At 71.4% G+C, this 19,979-nt stretch carries 19 protein-coding genes and 1 pseudogene; all 20 read left to right on the top strand.

Going from position 1 to position 19,979, the window contains the following annotated elements; genetic code table 11:
- A pseudogene (locus JT362_RS23540) lies at positions 1-155 on the top strand (succinate--CoA ligase subunit alpha); the annotation flags it as partial.
- A gap of 187 nt (positions 156-342) precedes the next feature.
- Positions 343-1,047: a DUF5336 domain-containing protein gene (locus JT362_RS23545; RefSeq protein WP_260193848.1), complete on the top strand. Its 705-nt coding sequence runs from the start codon at positions 343-345 to the stop codon at positions 1,045-1,047.
- A 126-nt stretch (positions 1,048-1,173) separates the two neighbouring features.
- Positions 1,174-2,781, top strand: a complete 1,608-nt coding sequence (locus JT362_RS23550) for a cell division protein PerM (protein WP_260193849.1) — start codon at positions 1,174-1,176, stop codon at positions 2,779-2,781.
- A 123-nt stretch (positions 2,782-2,904) separates the two neighbouring features.
- Positions 2,905-3,516 carry a phosphoribosylglycinamide formyltransferase gene (gene purN, locus JT362_RS23555; protein ID WP_260193850.1) on the top strand — a complete coding sequence of 204 codons (612 nt, stop codon included), beginning with the start codon at positions 2,905-2,907 and terminating at the stop codon, positions 3,514-3,516.
- Positions 3,509-5,062 (top strand): bifunctional phosphoribosylaminoimidazolecarboxamide formyltransferase/IMP cyclohydrolase, encoded by a 1,554-nt coding sequence (purH, locus tag JT362_RS23560; RefSeq protein ID WP_260193851.1) that lies wholly within the window; start codon positions 3,509-3,511, stop codon positions 5,060-5,062. The genes purN and purH overlap by 8 nt, the downstream gene beginning before the upstream one ends.
- 46 nt (positions 5,063-5,108) lie before the next feature.
- Positions 5,109-5,912, top strand: a complete 804-nt coding sequence (locus JT362_RS23565; protein ID WP_260193852.1) for a class I SAM-dependent methyltransferase — start codon at positions 5,109-5,111, stop codon at positions 5,910-5,912.
- Between the two features lie 203 nt (positions 5,913-6,115).
- Positions 6,116-7,096, top strand: coding sequence for an ABC transporter ATP-binding protein (locus JT362_RS23570; RefSeq protein WP_311202752.1), 981 nt, complete (start codon positions 6,116-6,118; stop codon positions 7,094-7,096).
- Positions 7,093-7,878 (top strand): MlaE family ABC transporter permease, encoded by a 786-nt coding sequence (locus JT362_RS23575; RefSeq protein ID WP_260193853.1) that lies wholly within the window; start codon positions 7,093-7,095, stop codon positions 7,876-7,878. Before JT362_RS23570 ends, JT362_RS23575 begins: the two co-directional genes overlap by 4 nt.
- A gap of 1 nt (position 7,879) precedes the next feature.
- Entirely contained in the window at positions 7,880-8,749 is an 870-nt protein-coding gene (locus JT362_RS23580; RefSeq protein WP_260193854.1) for an MlaE family ABC transporter permease, read from the top strand.
- Positions 8,746-9,990, top strand: coding sequence for an MCE family protein (locus JT362_RS23585; protein WP_260193855.1), 1,245 nt, complete (start codon positions 8,746-8,748; stop codon positions 9,988-9,990). Before JT362_RS23580 ends, JT362_RS23585 begins: the two co-directional genes overlap by 4 nt.
- A 169-nt stretch (positions 9,991-10,159) precedes the next feature.
- The gene (locus JT362_RS23590; protein WP_260193856.1) at positions 10,160-11,197 is read left to right on the top strand and encodes an MCE family protein; all 1,038 of its coding nucleotides are present in this window, start codon (positions 10,160-10,162) and stop codon (positions 11,195-11,197) included.
- Positions 11,194-12,198, top strand: a complete 1,005-nt coding sequence (locus tag JT362_RS23595; RefSeq protein ID WP_260193857.1) for an MCE family protein — start codon at positions 11,194-11,196, stop codon at positions 12,196-12,198. The genes JT362_RS23590 and JT362_RS23595 overlap by 4 nt, the downstream gene beginning before the upstream one ends.
- Positions 12,199-12,325: 127 nt before the next feature.
- Positions 12,326-13,336: an MCE family protein gene (locus JT362_RS23600; protein WP_260193858.1), complete on the top strand. Its 1,011-nt coding sequence runs from the start codon at positions 12,326-12,328 to the stop codon at positions 13,334-13,336.
- The gene (locus tag JT362_RS23605; protein WP_375546550.1) at positions 13,333-14,373 is read left to right on the top strand and encodes an MCE family protein; all 1,041 of its coding nucleotides are present in this window, start codon (positions 13,333-13,335) and stop codon (positions 14,371-14,373) included. The genes JT362_RS23600 and JT362_RS23605 overlap by 4 nt, the downstream gene beginning before the upstream one ends.
- Positions 14,373-15,581 (top strand): MCE family protein, encoded by a 1,209-nt coding sequence (locus tag JT362_RS23610; protein ID WP_260193859.1) that lies wholly within the window; start codon positions 14,373-14,375, stop codon positions 15,579-15,581. Before JT362_RS23605 ends, JT362_RS23610 begins: the two co-directional genes overlap by 1 nt.
- Positions 15,566-16,075, top strand: coding sequence for an Rv1363c family protein (locus tag JT362_RS23615; RefSeq protein WP_260193860.1), 510 nt, complete (start codon positions 15,566-15,568; stop codon positions 16,073-16,075). The genes JT362_RS23610 and JT362_RS23615 overlap by 16 nt, the downstream gene beginning before the upstream one ends.
- A gap of 11 nt (positions 16,076-16,086) precedes the next feature.
- Entirely contained in the window at positions 16,087-16,668 is a 582-nt protein-coding gene (locus JT362_RS23620) for a hypothetical protein (RefSeq protein ID WP_260193861.1), read from the top strand.
- Positions 16,669-16,822: 154 nt separating this feature from the next.
- Positions 16,823-17,437, top strand: coding sequence for a hypothetical protein (locus JT362_RS23625; RefSeq protein ID WP_260193862.1), 615 nt, complete (start codon positions 16,823-16,825; stop codon positions 17,435-17,437).
- A 68-nt stretch (positions 17,438-17,505) separates the two neighbouring features.
- Positions 17,506-18,924: a DUF6801 domain-containing protein gene (locus JT362_RS23630; protein ID WP_260193863.1), complete on the top strand. Its 1,419-nt coding sequence runs from the start codon at positions 17,506-17,508 to the stop codon at positions 18,922-18,924.
- Between the two features lie 46 nt (positions 18,925-18,970).
- Positions 18,971-19,906: a hypothetical protein gene (locus tag JT362_RS23635; protein ID WP_260193864.1), complete on the top strand. Its 936-nt coding sequence runs from the start codon at positions 18,971-18,973 to the stop codon at positions 19,904-19,906.
- Positions 19,907-19,979: the final 73 nt, after the last annotated feature.

Consider the following 19,979-nt stretch of genomic DNA (forward strand, 5'->3'; position numbering starts at 1 on the left):
AGACGATGGGCCACGCGGGGGCGATCGTGTCCGGCTCGTCCGGGACCGCGCAGGCGAAGAAGGAGGCCCTGGAGGCGGCCGGGGTCAAGGTCGGCAAGACCCCGTCGGAGACCGCCGAACTCGCGCGCCAGCTGGTGGCCGCCAAGGCAGGTTGAGAACGGCCAGCGAGTCAACGCGTTGTGGGGCCGGGCGCTGGTGTAGCGTCCGGCCCCACAACGGTCTGTGGCTCGGGGGGAACCATCCGGGACCCGCGGTCGTCGGAGGGTCGCGTGGAGCTGGCTCTGTCGCCGGCTCGACCGTGTCCACATCTATCGCGTCGAGTGAGTCGAGGAGAGCAACGCGATGACGTTCCCAGGCGGTCAGCCGGGTGGTTACCCGGGTCAGGGCCCGCAGCAGCCGCTACAAGGTCCCGGCGGCTACGGCCCCCCGCCGGGGCCCGGGATGAAGCTCGGCCTCCCGCAGATCGCGCACCTGATCGTCGCCGGCCTGGGCGTGCTGATCCTCTTCCTCGCGTTCGCGAGCGTCGGGGACGGGCTGGACGCGTCCTTCTACGAGTACCGGATCGGCTGGGTGCCGGCGCTGCTCCTGGTCGGCGGCCTGCTCAGTCTGAAGGTCATCCTTCCCGGTGAGGACAAGAAGCCGGGCCTGATCCCGCCGGTCATCGTCTTCTCGACGGTCTGGGCGTACCTGTTCACGGTCTTCACCGCCGACGGCGACCTCGGCACCGGCGGCATCATGGTGATGATCTTCGGCATCCTGCAGATGCTCGCCGCGATCGCCGCGCTCCTGCTCGACCTCGGCATCATCAAGCCGCCCGCGCCGAACCCGTACGGCCAGCAGCCCGGCATGTACCCGCCGTCCGGCGCGTTCCCGCAGCAGCAGCAGCCCGGCCAGCCGCAGCCCGGCCAGTACGGCCAGCAGCCGCCGGCGCCGCCCCCGCAGCCGGGGCAGCAGACGACGTTCGCCCCGCAGCAGGGCCAGTTCGGCCAGCAGCCGACGCAGCAGCAGCCCCCGGGCACGCCGCCCGGCGGCTACCCGCAGCAGTAGCGGACATCCGGCGGGGGTGGCATCGGATTTTCTCCGGTGCCACCCCCGCCGTCGTTATCACCTGATCGGGTGGGTGGCGGCGTGCCCCGCCCGGTCCGGCGCTGTCCACATGTGACAGTGGAGCGCATGCTCGACCTCGATGCCGTCGAACGTTCGCAGCGTGACGTCGACGAGTCGGCCGTGTCGCGGCTGACCAGGTTCCGGGTACTCGCCCTCGCCGCGACCGCCCCGCTGGTCACCGGCTACGCGGCGGTGGCCGCGGTGCTCGCGCTGGTGACCGCCGTCGCGCCGCTCACGCACTTCTCCACCGCCGGTGTGCTCGGCGCGGCGCTGCCGGGCTGGCTCGCCGCGCATCAGGTGCCGGTGGGCATCGGCGGGTTCGAGTTCGGCGCGCTGCCGCTGCTGCCGACCCTGCTCGTGCTGTTCCTCGCCGCGCGGGCCGCGGCAGGCGCCGCCGACCGGCTCGGGTACACGAGCCCGCGCGAAGCCGGCCACCTGATCGGCGCGATCGCGCTCACGCACGGCGTGTGCGCCCTGGTGGTCGCGCTGGTGTACACCGGCCGGAACGTGGACGTGGACCCGCTGGCGGCGTTCTACTACCCGGCACTGCTCGCCGTGATCGGCGCTACCGCGGGGGTGCCGTGGCGCTGCGGCCTGGTCGACGCGCTGGCCCGGCGGGCGGACGCGGTCGCCGTCCGCGGCCTGGCGGCCGGGGCGGTCGCGGTCGCGCTGCTGCTGGTCGCGGGGGCGGCGGTGTTCACGTTCGGGCTGCTGACCTCGACCGGGACCGCGCGTGACCTGTTCGCCACGGCCGCGCCAGGGGCCGGTAGCGGGCTCGGCATGCTGCTGCTGTGCCTCGGTTACCTGCCGAACGCGGTGATCGCCGGCACGTCGTTCGTCGCCGGTCCGGGGTTCGCCCTGGGTGAGGTGGCGTTCTCCCCGGTGGAACTCGAGGCGGGCCCGGTGCCCGCGCTGCCGCTGCTCGCCGCGCTGCCGGAGGAACAGGCGTCGTGGTGGCCCGCGCTGTGCCTGCTGCCCCTCGCCGTCGGCGTACTGGTCGGCCGGCGACTGCGGTACGTGGCTGACGACCCGGTGACCAGGATGCGCGCGGTCGCGGTGGCGGCCGGCGCGGTGGCACTCACGTTCGCCGTGCTGGCGGGCAGCGCGGGCGGCCGCCTCGGCGTGGGCCCGTTCGACCCGGTCACCATGCGCGCGGCGGCGGTGTCGGTCGCCCTGGTCCTGTGGATCGGCGTCCCGGCCGCCGCGGTCGCCTGGTTCACCGGCCCCCGCCCCCTCCACGACCCGATCCCCGGCCTCATCCCCGCCGACGAGGACGACGAGGGAGAGGAGGACGAGGAGAGCGAGGGAGAGACGCGCGCGGGGGAGCGCGCGGACGGAGGAGAGACGAGCGAGGACGCGAGCGCGGTCACGGGCACGGAAGAACGCGTGGACGGGGGTGACGGCGAGGGCATGGTCACGGGCGCGGGGGAGCGCGCGGACGTGGGCATGGGTGCGGGCGAGGGCAGGGCCGACGGCGTGGATGCGGGCGTGGCCGAGAGAGCCGGCGAGGGTACGGACGTGCGTGGTGGGGCCGGCACTGGCGAGGGCCAGGGCAGGGACGAGAACGCGGGCGAGGGCGTGGACGTGCGCAAGGACCCCGGTATGGGCGAGAAGCCGGCCCCGGACGAACCCGGCCCCACCCGGAACGAGGCCGCCGGCCCCGAGGGCGGTTGAGTGCGATGAAGGGCGCCTCCGTTGCGTCCAGTGCGACGAAGGTGCCCTTCATCGCATCGCATAGGGTGCGGGTATGGGTTGTTGGAGTTTGCGCTGAGTGTGGGGGGCTCGGTGCGGCCGGGCGTGCCCGCGCGGGTCGTCGTGTTGGTTTCCGGGTCGGGGACGCTGTTGCAGGCCGTTCTCGACGCTGGGGCGGAGCCTGGCTTTCCCGTGCGGGTGGTCGCGGTCGGTGCTGATCGGGGCGGGATCGAGGGGCTCGCGCGCGCGGAGCGGGCGGGGGTACCGCGGTTCACCGTGCGGCTCCGGGATCACGTCGATCGGGAGGCTTGGGACCTGGCGCTCGCGGACGCGGTGGCCGAGTACGAACCCGACCTCGTGGTCTCGGCCGGGTTCATGAAGATCCTGGGGCCCGCGTTCCTGGAACGGTTCGCCGGCCGGGTGCTCAACACCCATCCCGCGTTGCTGCCCGCCTTCCCCGGCGCGCACGCGGTCGACGACGCCATCGCGCACGGCGTTCAGGTCACCGGGTGCACCGTGCACCTGGTCGACGCGGGCGTCGACACCGGGCCGATCGTGGCCCAGGAAGCCGTGCGGGTGGAACCTGGCGACGACGCCGGCACGCTGCACGAGCGGATCAAGGTCGTGGAACGTCGCCTGCTGGTCGACGTGATCGCGCTGATGGCCCGGAAGGGCTACACGGTGCACGGACGAAAGGTGAGCATCGCAAGTGACTGACGAGCGGCGCCCGGTTCGCCGGGCCCTCATCGGTGTATCGGACAAGGCCGGTCTGCTCGAACTCGCCACCGGCCTGCACGCCAACGGCGTGGAGATCGTCTCCACCGGCGGCACCGCCCGCACGATCGCCGACGCGGGCGTGCCGGTCACGCCGGTCGAGCAGGTCACCGGCTTCCCCGAGTCCCTGGACGGCCGGGTCAAGACCCTCCACCCCCGCGTGCACGCCGGCCTACTGGCCGACCTGCGCAAACCCGAGCACGTCGCCCAGCTCGACTCGCTCGGCATCGCGCCGTTCGACCTGCTCGTGGTGAACCTGTACCCGTTCGAGCAGACCGTGGCCTCCGGCGCGGCCCCGGACGAGTGCGTCGAGCAGATCGACATCGGGGGCCCGGCGATGGTGCGCGCCGCCGCGAAGAACCACGCCTCCGTCGCCGTGGTCGTCGACCCGAGCCGGTACGACTGGGTGCTCGAACGGGTCCGCGACGGCGGGTTCGGCCTCGACGACCGGCGGCGGCTCGCGGTCGACGCGTACCGGCACACCGCCTCCTACGACATCGCGGTCGCCTCCTGGATGGGCAACGTGCTCGCGCCGGAGGAGGACGCCTTCCCGAGCTGGGTCGGCGCGAGCTGGCGGCGGCGCAGCGTCCTGCGGTACGGGGAGAACCCGCACCAGCACGCCGCCCTCTACGTCTCCGGCGCCGCCGGCCTCGCCACGGCCGAGCAACTGCACGGCAAGTCGATGTCGTACAACAACTACACCGACGCCGACGCCGCCTGGCGGGCCGCGTACGACCACACCGAACCCTGCGTGGCGATCATCAAGCACGCCAACCCGTGCGGTATCGCGGTGTCCCATGTAGACATCGCGGACGCGCATCGCAAGGCGCACGCCTGTGACCCGCTGTCGGCGTTCGGCGGGGTGATCGCGGCCAACCGCGAGGTCACCGTCGCCATGGCCGAGCAGGTCGCCGAGGTGTTCACCGAGGTCGTCGTCGCTCCCTCCTATGCGGACGGTGCGGTGGACGTGTTGGCACGCAAGAAGAACGTGCGCATCCTGGTCGCGCCCCCGCCCGCTCGCGGCGGCGCCGAGCTGCGGCCGGTGTCCGGCGGCCTGCTGATGCAGTCGGTCGACCTCGTCGACGCCGACGGCGACGACCCGGCCGCCTGGACGCTCGCCACCGGCAAGCCGGTCGACGACGCCACGCTCGCCGACCTGGCGTTCGCCTGGCGCACCTGCCGCGCGGTCAAGTCCAACGCGATCGTGCTCGCCGCGGGTGGCGCCACGGTCGGGGTCGGCATGGGCCAGGTCAACCGGGTCGACGCGGCGAAGCTGGCCATCGAACGCGCCGGTGACCGGGTCGCCGGCGCGGTGGCGGCCTCGGACGCGTTCTTCCCGTTCCCGGACGGCCCGCGGCTGCTGCTCGACGCCGGCGTGCGCGCCATCGTGCAGCCGGGCGGCTCGGTGCGGGACGCCGAGGTGATCGCCACCGCGGAGGCCGCGGGCGCGTCCCTGTACCTGACCGGGACACGCCACTTCGCCCACTGATGAAAACGGTTGCCAACTACTGTCGCGACGACGTACTGTCGCGCAGGTGACCACACCTGACCTCGGCGCCGTGTTCGACGCCGCCCACGCGGAGTTCGCCGTCCTGTCCCCGCTGCTGTGGGAGCCGATCGGCGCGGAGACGACCGCCCGATCGGCCCCGCGGCCGGGCGACCGCGTCCTCGACGTCTGCTGCGGTGCCGGCTCCTCGGCGTTCCCGGCCGCCCGCGCGGTCGGTCCCACCGGCCGGGTCGACGGCATCGACCTGGCCGACCGCCTGCTCGACCAGGGTCGCGCCCGCGCCGTCGCCGAGGGTCTGGACCAGCTGCGCTTCACCGCCGCCGACGCCACCACCTGGCCGGGCGTCGACGGCGGCTACGACGTGGTGCAGTGCGTGTTCGGCGTCTTCTTCTTCCCGGACATGAACATCGGCGGCGCGCACCTGGTGGGCCTGCTGCGTCCCGGCGGCCGGTTCACCGCGACCACCTGGGACCGCACCGCGATCGCCCCCGTCCCGGAGATCCTGATGGACGCCATCCGCGACGTCACCGGCGAGACGCCCCGGCGCGACGGGCCCGCGCCGACGGAGCGGATCAACACCCCCGAACTGCTCACCGAGTGGCTCACCTCCCTCGGCCTGCGCGACGTCGAGGTGACCACCTACCCGCACCGCATGCGGCTGGACGACGACGCCGCCTGGGCGCTGGTGATGGGTGCCGCCATGCGGGCCATGCTGATGAAGCTGGACGCCGAGACGGTCGAGCGGGTCCGCGCCCGGTTCACCGCACTGCTCGCCGACCGAGGGGTGGACGAGCTGAACGCCACCACCCTCATCGGCACCGGCCGCACGTGATTCTTGCGCATCGATGACAACTCCCCGGGTGGGAATTGTCAGCGTGGATCAATAATTCGAGCGTTGTCGTCTCGTTCTTGCCACCCTGAATGAGACGTAGCTAACCTACTCCGCGGTAATAAACGCCGGCGTTTGTTCGATGTGGCGTAATTTCTCCGCCATATCGCGTTGACGCCTGCGTTAACACCGTGGAGGTGCGGATTTTGGGCGTCGAGGTCGCCGTCGAAGGACTGGGCAAGTCCTTCGGGCGCCAGCGAATCTGGCAGGACGTCACGTTGACGCTGCCAGCCGGCGAGGTCAGCGTGCTGCTCGGCCCGTCCGGCACCGGGAAGTCGGTGTTCCTGAAATGTCTCATCGGGCTCCTGAAGCCCGATGCGGGACGAATCCTCATCAATGACACCGACCTCGTCCGCTGTTCGGAGCACACACTCTACGGCATTCGGAAGCTGTTCGGTGTGCTGTTCCAGGACGGCGCCCTGTTCGGCTCGATGAACCTCTACGACAACGTCGCGTTCCCGCTGCGTGAGCACACGCGCAAGTCCGAGACCGAGATCCGCTCGATCGTGTCCGAGAAGATGGGCATGGTCGGCCTGTCCGGCGCCGAGCGCAAGCTCCCCGGCGAGATCTCCGGCGGCATGCGCAAACGCGCCGGCCTGGCCCGCGCCCTGGTCCTCGACCCGCAGATCATCCTGGTCGACGAGCCGGACTCCGGCCTGGACCCGGTCCGCACCGCCTACATCTCCCAGCTCCTGCTGGACCTGAACGCACAGCTCGACGCCACCATCCTGATCGTCACGCACAACATCAACGTCGCCCGCACGGTCCCGGACAACATCGGCATGCTGTTCCGCCGCGAACTGGTCATGTTCGGCCCCCGCGAGGTGCTCCTGACCAGCGAGGAACCGGCCGTCAAGCAGTTCCTCAACGGCAGCCGGATCGGCCCGATCGGCATGTCCGAGGAGAAGGACGAGGCCACGATGGCCGCCGAGCTGGCCGCCGGCGCCACCATGGTCGACGAGATCCGCGGCGTCCCGCCCCAGCTCGAACCCACTCCCGGCCTACCGGACCGCCAGGCCGTGCACCGGCGCCGCGCCAGGGTCATGCGGATCCTGCACACCCTCCCGCCCGCCGCCCGGCACAGCATCCTGGCCAGCCTGGACAGCACGGACAGGTTCGCGCGATGACGGTCAAACAGGCGTTCCCCGGCCAGGCGGCACTGCGGCAGACCGGCCGGCTCTACGCGCTCGGGCTCGACGTCATCCGCTGCACGTTCAAGCGGCCGTTCCAGTTCCGCGAGTTCATCGGCCAGTTCTGGTTCATCGCCAGCGTCTCGCTGCTGCCCGCCGCCCTGGTCGCGATCCCGTTCGGCGCGGTGATCGCGCTGCACCTCGGATCGCTCACCGAGCAGATCGGCGCTCAGTCGTTCACCGGCGCGGCCAGCGTGCTGGCGATCATCCAGCAGGCCAGCCCGGTGGTGACCGCGCTGCTGATCGCCGGCGCCGGCGGCTCCGCGATGTGCGCGGACCTCGGCTCCCGCACCATCCGCGAGGAGATCGACGCGATGGAGGTGCTGGGGGTCAACCCGGTGCAGCGCCTGATCGTGCCGCGGGTGCTGGCCGCGATGGGCGTCGCCGCGTTCCTCAACGGGCTGGTGTCGGTGGTCGGCGTGCTCGGCGGGTACTTCTTCAACGTCGTCATGCAGAACGGCACGCCCGGCGCCTACCTGGCCAGCTTCTCCGCGCTCGCGCAGCTGCCGGACCTGTGGATCAGCGAGATCAAGGCGGTGATCTTCGGGTTCGTCGCGGGGGTCGTCGCCGCCTACCGCGGGCTCAACCCCGGCCGAGGACCGAAGGGCGTCGGCGACGCGGTGAACCAGTCGGTGGTGATCACCTTCCTGTTGCTTTTCCTGCTGAACCTGATCCTCACCACGCTGTACGTGCAAGTCGTGCCGCCGAAGGGGGCATGACATGGCCGTCATCGACAACAGAGCGGAGGAGAAGCCGAAGCTCCAGCGCCGCGTCGTCGAGTCCGTCGACCGCCGGTTCACGTTCCTGGACGTCCTCGGCGACCAGATCTTCTTCTTCGTCCGCGCCCTGCTCTGGGTGCCGCGCGCGATCGCCCGGTACGGCCGGGAGATCGTCCGCCTGCTCGCCGAGGTCAGCTTCGGTTCCGGCGCGCTCGCCGTCATCGGCGGCACGATCGGCGTGATGGTCGGCATGACCGCGTTCACCGGCACGGTCGTCGGCATCCAGGGCTACTCGGCGCTGAACCAGGTCGGCACGTCCGCGCTCGCCGGGTTCATCTCCGCGTACTTCAACACCCGCGAGATCGCGCCGCTGGTCGCCGGGATCGCGCTGTCGGCCACGGTCGGCTGCGGGTTCACCGCGCAGCTCGGCGCGATGCGGATCTCCGAGGAGATCGACGCGCTAGAGGTGATGGGCGTGCCGAGCATCCCGTACCTGGTGACCACCAGGATCATCGCCGGGTTCGTGGCGATCATCCCGCTGTACGCGATCGGCCTGCTCACCTCCTACATCGCGTCCAGACAGGTCACGGTCTGGTTCTTCGGCCAGTCCGCCGGCACCTACGACCACTACTTCCACCTGTTCCTACCGCCGATCGACGTCCTGTACTCGTTCGGCAAGGTGCTGGTGTTCAGCGTGGTCGTGGTGCTCGCGCACTGCTACTACGGCTACCGCGCCTCGGGCGGCCCGGCCGGGGTTGGCGTCGCGGTGGGCCGGTCGGTGCGCACCTCGATCGTCGCCATCAACGTCATCGACCTGTTCCTCAGCCTCGCGATCTGGGGCACCACGACGACGGTGCAGGTGGCGGGATGATCGGCAGCAAGCTGCTCCGGCGCGGCGCGGGCGTGGTGTTCCTGGTGGTGCTGGCACTGCTGGCGACGCTGGCGATCCAGGTGTACCGGCAGGCGTTCACCGACGCGGTGCTGGTGACCCTGCGCGCCGACCGGATCGGCAACCAGCTCACCGAGGCCAGCGAGGTCAAGGCACGCGGCGTGGTCGTCGGGGAGGTGCGCTCGATCGGCCGCACCCAGCGGGGCGCCGCGATCGAGCTGGCGCTGGAACCGGACAAGGTCGAGCGGATCCCCAAGGACGTCAGCGCGCTGCTGGTGCCCAAGACCCTGTTCGGCGAGCGGTACGTCCAACTGTCCATCCCGGACTCCACGGCGTTCGGCCCGATCGAGGCGGGCGACGTGATCCGGCAGGACCGCTCGGCCAACGCGATCGAGCTGGAGCGGGTGTTCGACGACCTGCTCCCGGTGCTCAAGGCCGTGCAGCCGCACAAGCTCTCCGCCACCCTCACCGCGATCGCGACCGCGCTGGACGACCGGGGCGAGCGGATCGGCGAGGCCATGGTCACCACGGCCGCGTACCTGGAGGAGCTGAACCCGAACCTGCCGACGCTCACCGCCGACCTGCGTGACCTGGCCGACGTCAGCGAGCTGTACGGGGACATCGCGCCGGACCTGCTGGACGCGCTGACCGAGTCCACCACGACCCTCAACACCGTCGTCGACCAGCGCACCGAGCTGACCGACCTGTACTCGACGGTCACCGACTCGGCCCGGGACGTGACCATCTTCCTGCGCAACAACAAGGAGAACCTCATCCGCCTCGCCGCCGCGAGCCGCGAGCCGCTGGAGGTCGCGGCCCGCTACTCGCCGAGCTTCCCCTGCACCCTCAAGGCGATGACCGACCTCAAGCCGGCGATGGACCGGGCGCTCGGCGCCGGCACCGACGAGCCGGGCCTGCACATCGAGGCGACCGTGACGAAGTCCCGAGGCAAGTACGTCCCCGGCGTGAACGACCCGGTGTACGACCAGGACACCGGCCCGCGCTGCTATCCGAGCGGGCTCACGCCCACCACCGGCACCGTCGCCGCACCGCTCGGCGACCCCGGCCACCCGCTGCTCCCGGGCGGTAACGGTGACCTCGGCCTGCCGAACTCCGCGCAGGAGCAGGAACTCATCGCCACCCTCCTCGGCCCGGGCACGCCCGACTGGGGCAGCGTGCTGGTCGGCCCGCTCTACCGGGGCACGGAGGTGACCCTCAGGTGAGCGAGAGCGTAGCCGCGTGCTTCGAGGACAGTTCGAGCCCTCGCCGACGAGGGCTTCACGAGCTGAGGCGGTTCGCAGCCGGCTCGTCTCGAACTGTCCTCGCCGACTGGACTGACGAGCAGCGCAGCCGTGAGGGACGAACGGCGAGCAGCGCAGGAGGGAAGACGGCGTGCTAGCGGCGGAGCGAAGCGAACGATCGGCAGGGCGGAAGCTCGCGGGTCCGCTGATCAAGGCGCTGGTGTTCGTCGTCGTCACCGGGGTGGCGACGGCCGTGCTGGCGATGTCGATCAGCAACACCGGGCTCGGCGACGCCGTCGGCTACGCGGCCCGCTTCACCGACGTCACCTCGCTCAACCCCGGGGACGACGTGCGGATCTCCGGCGTCCGGGTCGGCCAGGTCGACGAGCTGTCCATCGTGGACGGGAACCTGGCGCGGGTGACGTTCTCGGTGGACCGCTCGATGCCGCTGCCGTCCGACGTCCGGGCCGTCATCAAGTACCGCAACATGGTCGGCCAGCGCTACATCGCCCTCGAACGCGGCGACACCTCCACCGCCGAACGCCTGCCGGCCGGCGCCGAGATCCCGCTCGACCGCACCAGCCCGGCACTCGACCTCACCGACCTGTTCAACGGGTTCAAGCCGCTGTTCCAGGCACTGTCCCCGGACGAGGTGAACAAGCTCTCCGGCGAGATCGTCCAGGTGCTGCAGGGGGAGGGCGGCACGGTCGACAGCCTGCTCGCGCACACCGGCTCGCTCACCGCGACCCTCGCCGACCGGGACCGGGTGATCGGCCAGGTGATCGACAATCTCAATCACGTGCTCGACACCATCAACGGCCAGGGCGACGCACTGTCCACTCTGGTCGGCACGCTCCAACGGCTGGTGACCGGCCTCGCCGGCGACCGCACCGCGATCGGCGAGTCCATCGAGGGCATCGCCGCGCTCACCGACGCCACCGCCGGCCTGCTCACCCAGGCCCGCCAGCCGCTCAAGGACAGCATCGCCGGCCTGGGCCGGGTGTCGGCGAACCTGGCCACCGGGCAGGAGGACCTGAGCCGGTTCCTCACCGTGCTGCCGGACAAGTTCGAGGCGGTCGGCGCCACCGCGAGCTACGGCTCCTGGCTCAACTTCTACCTGTGCGAGGCAATCGTGCTGACCGACCCGCCACAGGGCATCGAGTCCGATGCCGCGAGGTGTGACCGATGAAGTCCTTCCGTGAACGCAACCCGGTGCCGATCGGTGTCATCGGCACGATCGTGCTCGCCCTGGTCACCGCGGGTGTGTACTTCTACCAGGACCTCCCGCTGATCGGCGGCGGCACCACCTACCAGGCCGAGTTCAGCGAGGCCGCCGGCATCCGCCCGGACGACGAGGTGCGGGTGGCCGGCATCAAGGTCGGCGAGGTCACCGACGTCGAGCTGGAACAGGACGGGGCGAGCGGCCGGGTCGTGGTCAGCTTCCGGGTCGAGGACGCCTGGGTCGGCGACGCCACCACCGCCGCGATCAAGCTGAAGACGTTGCTGGGCCGCAAGTTCCTCGCTCTGCACCCCACCGGCGGGTCCGACCTGGACCCGGACACGCCGATCCCGCTGGACCGCACGGTCACCCCCTACGACGTCACCGAGGCCTTCGAGGACCTCGCCAGCACCGCGGGCGCGATCGACACCGACCAGCTCGCGGCGAGCTTCCGCACGATCTCCGACACCTTCGCCGACTCGCCCCGGCACGTGCGCACCGCGCTCGACGGCCTCACCGACCTGTCCAGGACGATCCACTCCCGGGACGCCCAGCTCGCGAAGCTGCTCGCGAACACCAGGGACGTCACCAGCACGCTGTCCGGCTCCAACGACGAGTTCGACAAGCTCATCGAGGACGGCGACCTGCTGCTCACCGAGCTGGCGAACCGCCGCGACGCCATCCACGACCTGCTCGTCGGCACCAACGACCTCGCCGCGCAGCTCTCCGGCGTGGTCGCCGACAACCAGCGCCAGCTCGCCCCCGCACTGGCCAGGCTGGACACCGTGACCGACGTGCTCACCCGGCACGCGGACAACCTCGACCGGAGCCTGGAGCTGGCCGGCCCGTACTTCCGGCTGGTCAACAACGCCACCGGCAGCGGCCGCTGGATCGACAACTACCTGTGCGGCCTGATCAAGCCGGAACCCGACCCCGGCTACTGCCGGCCGCCGCCGGGAGGAAGCAAGTGAGACACCTCCTGTCGACCTCCAAAACCGTCACCTCAGGGGAACGTGACGCAACCCAGCCACAAGTACGTGACCAGGCCGAACATGCCTCCCCCAACGTGACCAACAGGCAAAAATCCGGGGAGGCGGAATGAGACGACTGGCCGCCGTCGGAGCGGTGCTCGCGCTGGTCACCGTGGGCGCGCTGTGGTGGATCTTCTCCGGGACCGGGGTCATCCGGGTCACCGCGTTCTTCGGCCGCACCGTCGGCGTCTACGCCGGCTCGGACGTCCAGGTGCTCGGGGTGCGGGTCGGCGCGGTCGAGTCGGTGACCCCGCGCGGCGAACGCGTCGAGGTGGTGTTCACCGTGGACACCGACGAGGTGCGGGTGGCCGAGGACACCGCGGCCGTGGTGATCGCGCCCAGCGTCGTCTCCGACCGGTACGTGCAGCTCACCGATCTCACCGGTGGCGAGAACGCGCTGCGCGACGGCGCGGTGATCCCTCGGGAGCGCACCGCCACCCCGATCGAGCTGGACGAGCTGTACGCGAGCCTGGACACGCTGGTCAGCGCGCTCGGCCCGGACGGCGCCAACTCCGACGGCGCGCTGTCCGAGCTGCTCGACACCGGAGCGGAGAACCTGCGCGGCAACGGGGAGGCGTTCAACGAGAGCGTGCGCAACTTCGCCGACGCGGCCAGGACGCTCTCCGGCTCCGCGGACGACCTGTTCGCCACCGTCGACGAGCTGGGCAGGTTCACCGCCATGCTGGCCGGCAACGACCGGCAGGTCGCCAGCGTGAACCGCCAGCTCGACCTGGTGTGGCGCACCCTCGCCGCCGACCGCGACGAGCTGTCCACCGCCCTGGACGCCCTGGGTGGCGCGCTCGCCGACGTGCAGGCGTTCGTCCGGGACAACCGGGCCGCCATCAAGTCCAACGTGGACAAACTGGCCCGCACCACGCAGCTGCTGGTGGACAACCGGGCGTCGCTCGCCGAGGCCCTCGACGTCGCCCCGCTCGCGGTCACCAACGTGGTCAACTCGTTCGACCCGGCGTCGGGATCCCTGCAGGGCCGCACGAATCTCCTCGAGTACGTGTCCGGCGGAACCGACGCCGAGGACGCGCCGCCGCTGCCGTTGCCGTTGGTCGGGGGTGCGGGGTGATCCGCCGGCTCGCGGCCGCCGCCGCGCTCGTGCTCGCCACCGGCTGCTCGACGGTCGGTGCGGACGGCATCTACGACCTGCCGCTGCCCGGCGGCGCCGACCTCGGCGACCACCCGTACCGGGTCACCGTGCACTTCGCCGACGTACTCGACCTGGTGCCGCAGGCCGCGGTGAAGGTCAACGACGTGGTGGTCGGGGAGGTCGACTCGATCGGCCTGGCCGGCCCGGACGACTGGACCGCCGAGGTCGTGCTGGCGATCAACGGCGACGTCCGGCTGCCCGCCGACGCGACCGCCAGCCTGCGCCAGTCGAGTCTGCTCGGCGAGAAGTTCGTCGAGCTGGCCGAGCCGTCCCGGCCGTCGGACGAGCCGGAGCCGACCGACCGGCTCGCCGACGGCGCGCTGATCACCGCCGACCGGACCAACCGGCACACCGAGGTCGAGGAGGTCTTCGGCGCCCTGTCGCTGCTGCTCAACGGCGGCGGCATCGGCCAGCTGCAGACGATCAACCGGGAGCTGTCGAACGTGCTCGGCGGCAACGAGACCGAGATCAAGGCGTTCCTGGCCAACGTCGACCAGCTGGTGACCAACCTGGACGACCACCGCGCCGACATCACCGCCGCGCTCGACGGGCTCAACCACCTGTCCACCACGCTCGCCGCCCGCGACGACCAGATCGAGGGCGCGCTCACCGACCTCACCCCCGGCCTGCGCGCGCTCAGCCAGCAACGCGGCTCCCTGGTCGCCATGCTCCAGTCGCTCGACCAGCTCTCCGACGTCGCGGTGGAGACCATCGACCGCAGCCGCGCGGACATGGTCGCCGACCTCACCGCGCTCGCGCCGATCCTCGACCGGCTCGCCGACGCCGGCCAGAACCTGCCGCGCGCGCTGGAGATCCTGCCGACGTTCCCGTTCACCGACGAGGTGCTGGCGGGCTCGCAGGGCGACTACCTCAACGTGTTCGTCACCCTCGACCCGCCGCCGGACTTCACCCAGCCACTGCCGCCGCTGCCGCTGGCCGAGAACGGAGGCAGCTGATGCTCACCCGTGCCGTGCGGATCCAGGTCGTCGCGTTCGTCGTGCTGGCGCTGGCGGCGGTCGCGTTCGTCGGCGCCAGGTACGCGGGCCTGGACCGGCTGTTCGGCACCGACTCCTACGTGGTGAGCCTGCGGCTCGAGGACGGCGGCGGCGTGTTCACCAACGGCGAGGTGACCTACCGGGGGGTCGCCGTCGGCCGGGTCGGCGAGTTGCGGCTGACCGACGACGGCATGGAGGCCGACCTGCACATCGACGACGGCGCGCCGCCGATCCCGGCCGACACGAAGGCCGTGGTGGCCAACCGGTCGGCGATCGGGGAGCAGTACGTCGACCTGCGGCCGCGCACCGACGCCGCCCCGTTCCTGGCCGAGGGCTCGGTGATCCAGCGCTCGGACACGAAGGTTCCGCCGCCGGTGACCGACCTGCTCGGCAACCTGTCCGACTTCAGCTCGTCGGTGCCGACCGAGTCGCTGCGCACGGTCGTCGACGAGCTGTACACCGCGATGCGCGGCACCGGCCCGCACCTGCAGGTGCTGATCGACTCGTCGATCTCGTTCACCGAGACCGCGGCCGAGCACCTGCCGCAGACGGTGTCGCTGATCGACGACGGCGCGGTGGTGCTGCGCACCCAGTTGGACTCGTCCGGCGCGTGGCGCTCGTTCTCCAGCAATGCCAAGGCGTTCGCCGCCGAGCTGGCCGACGCGGACGGCGACCTGCGGGAGCTGATCGGCACCGCGCCGAAGGCCGCGACCCAGCTCTCCGAACTGCTGAGCGACACCAACCCCGGCCTGTCCGTGCTGGTCGCGAACCTGCTGACCACGGCGGAGGTCTTCGAGGTGCGCACCGACGGGATGGCGCAGTTGTTCGTGATGATGCCCAAGGCCGTCGCGGCCACGGCGACCGCGATCACCCCGACGTCGAGCAACCTGTCGCTCGCGTTGACGTTCTTCGACCCGCCGCCGTGCGAGTACGAGTCCACCGTGCGCCGGGCGGGCGAGGACACCACCGAGCGCCCGTTCAACACGAAGGCCCGGTGCACGGCGCCGGCCGGGGATCCCCGCCTGGTGCGCGGGTCCCAGCACGCACCGAGCGGCGGGGTGCCCGACCCGGCGGTTCCGGGCGGCGGCACCCGGCTGCCCGGACCGCTCGGCGCACCCGACCTGCCCGGCACCGACGGCCTGGAGGAGCTGCTGTGGCTGACAAGGTGAGGTTCCGCGCGGCGCTCGCGCTGGCGGTGGCGGCGCTCGCGTTCGCGGTGTGGGGCGGCTGGACCTGGTGGCAGGCGAGCACCGACGAGTCCGTCGAGTTCGCGCGGACCCGCGACGAGGTGCTCGCCACCGGCCGCTCGCACGTGACCCTGCTGACCACCCTGGACTCGTCCGATGTGGACGCCGGGATCGACCGATGGTTGGACGTGTCCACCGGCGCGCTGCGCGACGAGCTGGAGTCCACCGACCGGAAGACGCGCGAGACGCTCGCCAAGGGCGGCACGGTCGCCACCGGCCGGGTGCTCGACGCGGCGGTCAGCGAGCTGAACACGCGGGCCGGTACCGCGCAGCTGCTGGTGTCGGTGGAGATCGCCACCAGCACGGCGGGCGGGCCGGAGACGACCAAGCGCAACCGGTTCGTCGCCGGGCTCACCCGCACCGACCACGGCTGGCTGCTGTCCGCCCTCGACCAGGTGCCGCTGGGCACCCGCTGAAGGAGCGTGCGATGACCGCCCAGATCGAGGATGTGGATCTCGACGAGGACGTGGATCTCGACGAGGTCGACGAGGATCCGCCGCCGGGCCGGCGCCGGTGGGGCTGGCTGGTGCTGCTCGTGGTGGCCGCGCTGCTCGCCGGGCTCGGCGGCTGGTTCCTGCTGCGCGCCGACGAGCTGCGGTCCTCGCCGGCCGCGGCCAACGCGGCGCTGGTGGACACCGGCCGCACCGCCGAGGTGAGCGCGGCGGTGAGCACCGCGCTGAACCGGATCTTCTCCTACTCCTACGACCGCACCGGGGAGACCGAGCGCGCCGCGGCCGAGGTGCTGCGCGGCGAGGCGCTGGACACCTACGACCGGCTGTTCGCCCAGGTCCGCGCGCACGCGCCGGAGCAGAAGCTGGTGCTCACCACCCGGGTGGTCAGCTCCGCGGTGCAGGAGCTGACCGACGACACCGCGCGGCTGCTGGTCTTCCTCGACCAGTCGGCCACCCGGGCCGACAAGGGCACCAGCAACGCGGCCGCCGCGCAGCTGTCGGTCACCGCACGGCTCGAGGGCGACCGCTGGGTCGTCACCGGACTGGAACCGCGATGAAAGGCTGTGCCGGAATGACAAATTCGGCAATCGCGACTGTATGCGGGAGCAGAATTATGAATAGGTGATTGTGAAAGGGGTTACTGGTAGGTAACGTCTATTTTGCGTCAGAAATTGATCGACATTTCCAAATCGGGGAAAGGAAAGATCGAAAATGCGCAGAAGTGTGATGGGAAGCCTGGTAGCCGGTCTCGCACTGGCCGCGTCGGCCACCCTGGCCGGCACCGCGTCGGCCCAGCAGGCCACCTGGACGATCACGCCGGGCGGCGACTTCGACGGCCTCGCCGGCGAGACGATCCTGACCATCCAGGAGACGGGGATCCAGCTGTTCTGCTCGTCGTCGACCGCGGGCGGCACCGCCAAGTCCGGCTCCGGGCAGACCAACCCGCTGGCCACGATCCCGGAGACCGGTGGCATCGACTTCATCGACTGCCAGGGCCCGTTCGGCCTGACCTTCGAGGTCGAGCAGGTCGGTGACTGGACGCTGAACGGCTCCGGCTACGACGCCGGCACCGGCGTCACCACCGGCACGATCGACGGCATCACCGCGAACATCGTCGGCCCGTCCTGCAACGCGACGGTCACCGGGTTCGTCGACGCCACCTACACCAACGGCAGCGCCGAGCTCGCGGTCACCCCGAACCCCACGCTGGACATCAGCTACGTGGACCCGAACAACACGTGCCTCGGGCTCATCAGTGAGGGCCAGCACGCCACGTTCGACGGCACCTACGAGATCGACCCGGCGCTGACCGTCACCTCGCCCTGACCCCTGTCGGCCCGCCCGGCCGGAGCGTCCGGCCGGGCGGGCCACCCGAACGAAAGGCGTCCGCGCGGATGGACGGGATCCGACCGGTCAGGCGGCTCGGTGCGGCCTGCGCCGCCGCCGTGCTGGCCTGCCTCGCCACCCCGGTGCCGGCGGGTGCCCAGGACGAGCCGGCCGGGGTCACGGCCGAACTCGCCTACACCTGCCTGTTCCCGTCCGGCGAGCAGCCGGTCGCGCTCGACGTCACCGCGTCGTACCCGGAGGGTGTCGTCGGCGAGCCGGTCCGGCCGGTGGACCCGGTGCTGCTGGTGACCCTGCCGCCCACCGCGCTCGCCGACCTCACCGCCGCCGGTGCCGCCGCGGTGACGGCCGTGGTCCGCCTGGACACCACCGTCACCCGGCCGGGTGGCGAGGTGCCGGGGGCCTGGGCCGGCGCGCACCTCACGCCCGCGCCGCTGCCGGCCGAGGGTGACCTGGTGCTCTCGGCGCCGGCCGAGGTGGAGCGGATCATGCCGGCGGCCGAGGGGGAGGTCACCTACACGGCGGGCGCGCTGTCGGTGGAGTTCACCGGCTACCGGGCCGACGGCACCGCGACCGAGCCCCCGGTGATCGGCGTGGACTGCACGGCCGACCCGTCGCAGGACACCGTGCTGGCGACCGTGCCGGTGTCCGCGGCCCCCTCGGACACCCCCGGTTCGTCGTCGGCGGCGCCACCGCCGGTGCCCGAACTTCCCGGCGGGATCCCGAGCCGGGAGCCCCGGGTGGCCCAGGAGGACGGCGACGTGCCGCCGGAGTGTCACCTGATCGAGGGCGTGGAGTCGACGTACAAGAACCCGTTCTGCGCCTACCTCACCGGCTTCACCACGGTCAAGAAGCTGAACGCGTCTGCGTTCCAGCCGGCCGGGATCCAGAACATCGCGGTCTCCGACTTCGTCGTTCCCTGCGACGCGGGCGAAGGCGGCCTCGTCATCTGCCAGTACGCGCGGACCCAGCCGGACTTCGGTGGCGAGCCGAAGCTGCCGCCCGCGCCGAACTGGTTCCTGAACTTCGGCTTCGTCCCGGTCCACGCCACCATGCAGCTGACCCAGGACGGCCTCGCCGAGGTGGACCAGTGGTCGACGTTCGTCCCCGGGTCCCCGCCACGCTACGACGGGCTCACCACCGTGGAGGTCGACCTGTGGGCGCGCATCTACGACGTCGAGGTCAACGGCGTCCCGCTCGACGTCGGGCCCAACTGCCGCACCGAGGCGGCGATCGACGCCACGCTGACCGCCACCTACGACAGCTACTCGATCAATGAGGGCGGTCTGCTGGAGGGCGAGGTGACCATTCCGGCGTTCGACGGCTGCGGGGTGACCGAGGATCTCGACCCGTTGTTCACCGGCGCCATTTCCGGTCCCAACAACTATGTGCGCATGACGCAGGGTGTGGTCTGCGCGTTCGCCACGAACAAGCGGGGCTGCCCGCCGCAGATTCCGGAACCGCTCTGACTTTTCTTTCTCGGTCCAATTGTCGAAACCGCCCGAGGAGACAAGCATGTCCATTTTCAGAAAGTCCGCGTTGCTCACCGCCGCGCTGGCCACCGCTCTGCTCGGCGTCACCGCACCCGTCGCCGCGGCGACCGACCCGCCGACGCTGGCCGGCGCGTGGGCCCCGCTGAACCGCTGCGCGGTCGACGACCCGGCGATGCTCGCCGCGGACGGCGTCGCGGTGGTCGCGGCCTGCCTGTCGTCCAGCTCGGCCGGCGGCTCGATCACCATCGGCGAGACCACGCTCACCACCGGCGCCAACGACCTGCAGGCCGGCGTGCTCAACCGCGGTGGCGACTACACCCTCGTCGCGCCGGACGGCGGCGCGGTGGTCGGCGATCCGGTCCAGGTCCCCGGTGGTCTGCTGGGCCTGATGTGCCCCAGCGACATCCCGTTCATCTCCGACATCTGCGAGCGGGTGGTCGGCAGTCCGCTCAACCGGGTGACCGCCACCATCGAGGCCGCCGGCACGCCGACGGACTTCAACCTCGGCGCCGGCCTCGGCGTCGGCGAGCCGATCGTGACGCTGCCGGTGAAGATCCGCCTGGACAACCCGTTCCTCGGCTCGAACTGCCACATCGGCTCCGACGACGACCCGATCCTGCTGCGTCCCGCGAACCTGACCCGCCCCACCGGCGGCATGGTCCGCTTCGACGCCGACGGCACTCCGAACCCCACCGGCGAGATGGGCTACATCTCCCTGTCCGGCGCCGACCAGGGCGACAGCACGTTCGCCGTCCCCGGCGCCGACGGCTGCGGATTCCTCGGCCTGCTCAACGGCGCCGTCAACCTCCAACAAGGGCTCCCGTCCCCCGCCGGCGAGAACAGCCTCACCCTCACCAACGCCACCACCAACCTCGGCGGCTTCCAGATCCCCCGCAACTTCGCCCCCACCCAGGGCGAACAACTCTCCACCCGCTGGCACGCCGCCATCACCAACTGACCCCGCGAGTCGTACCTTCCCGGAACGTACGACTCACCGCCCCGGAACGTACGACTCGCGACCTCCGCGAGTC

This window comes from Actinophytocola gossypii (assembly GCF_025165815.1).
Classification (GTDB): domain Bacteria; phylum Actinomycetota; class Actinomycetes; order Mycobacteriales; family Pseudonocardiaceae; genus Actinophytocola; species Actinophytocola gossypii.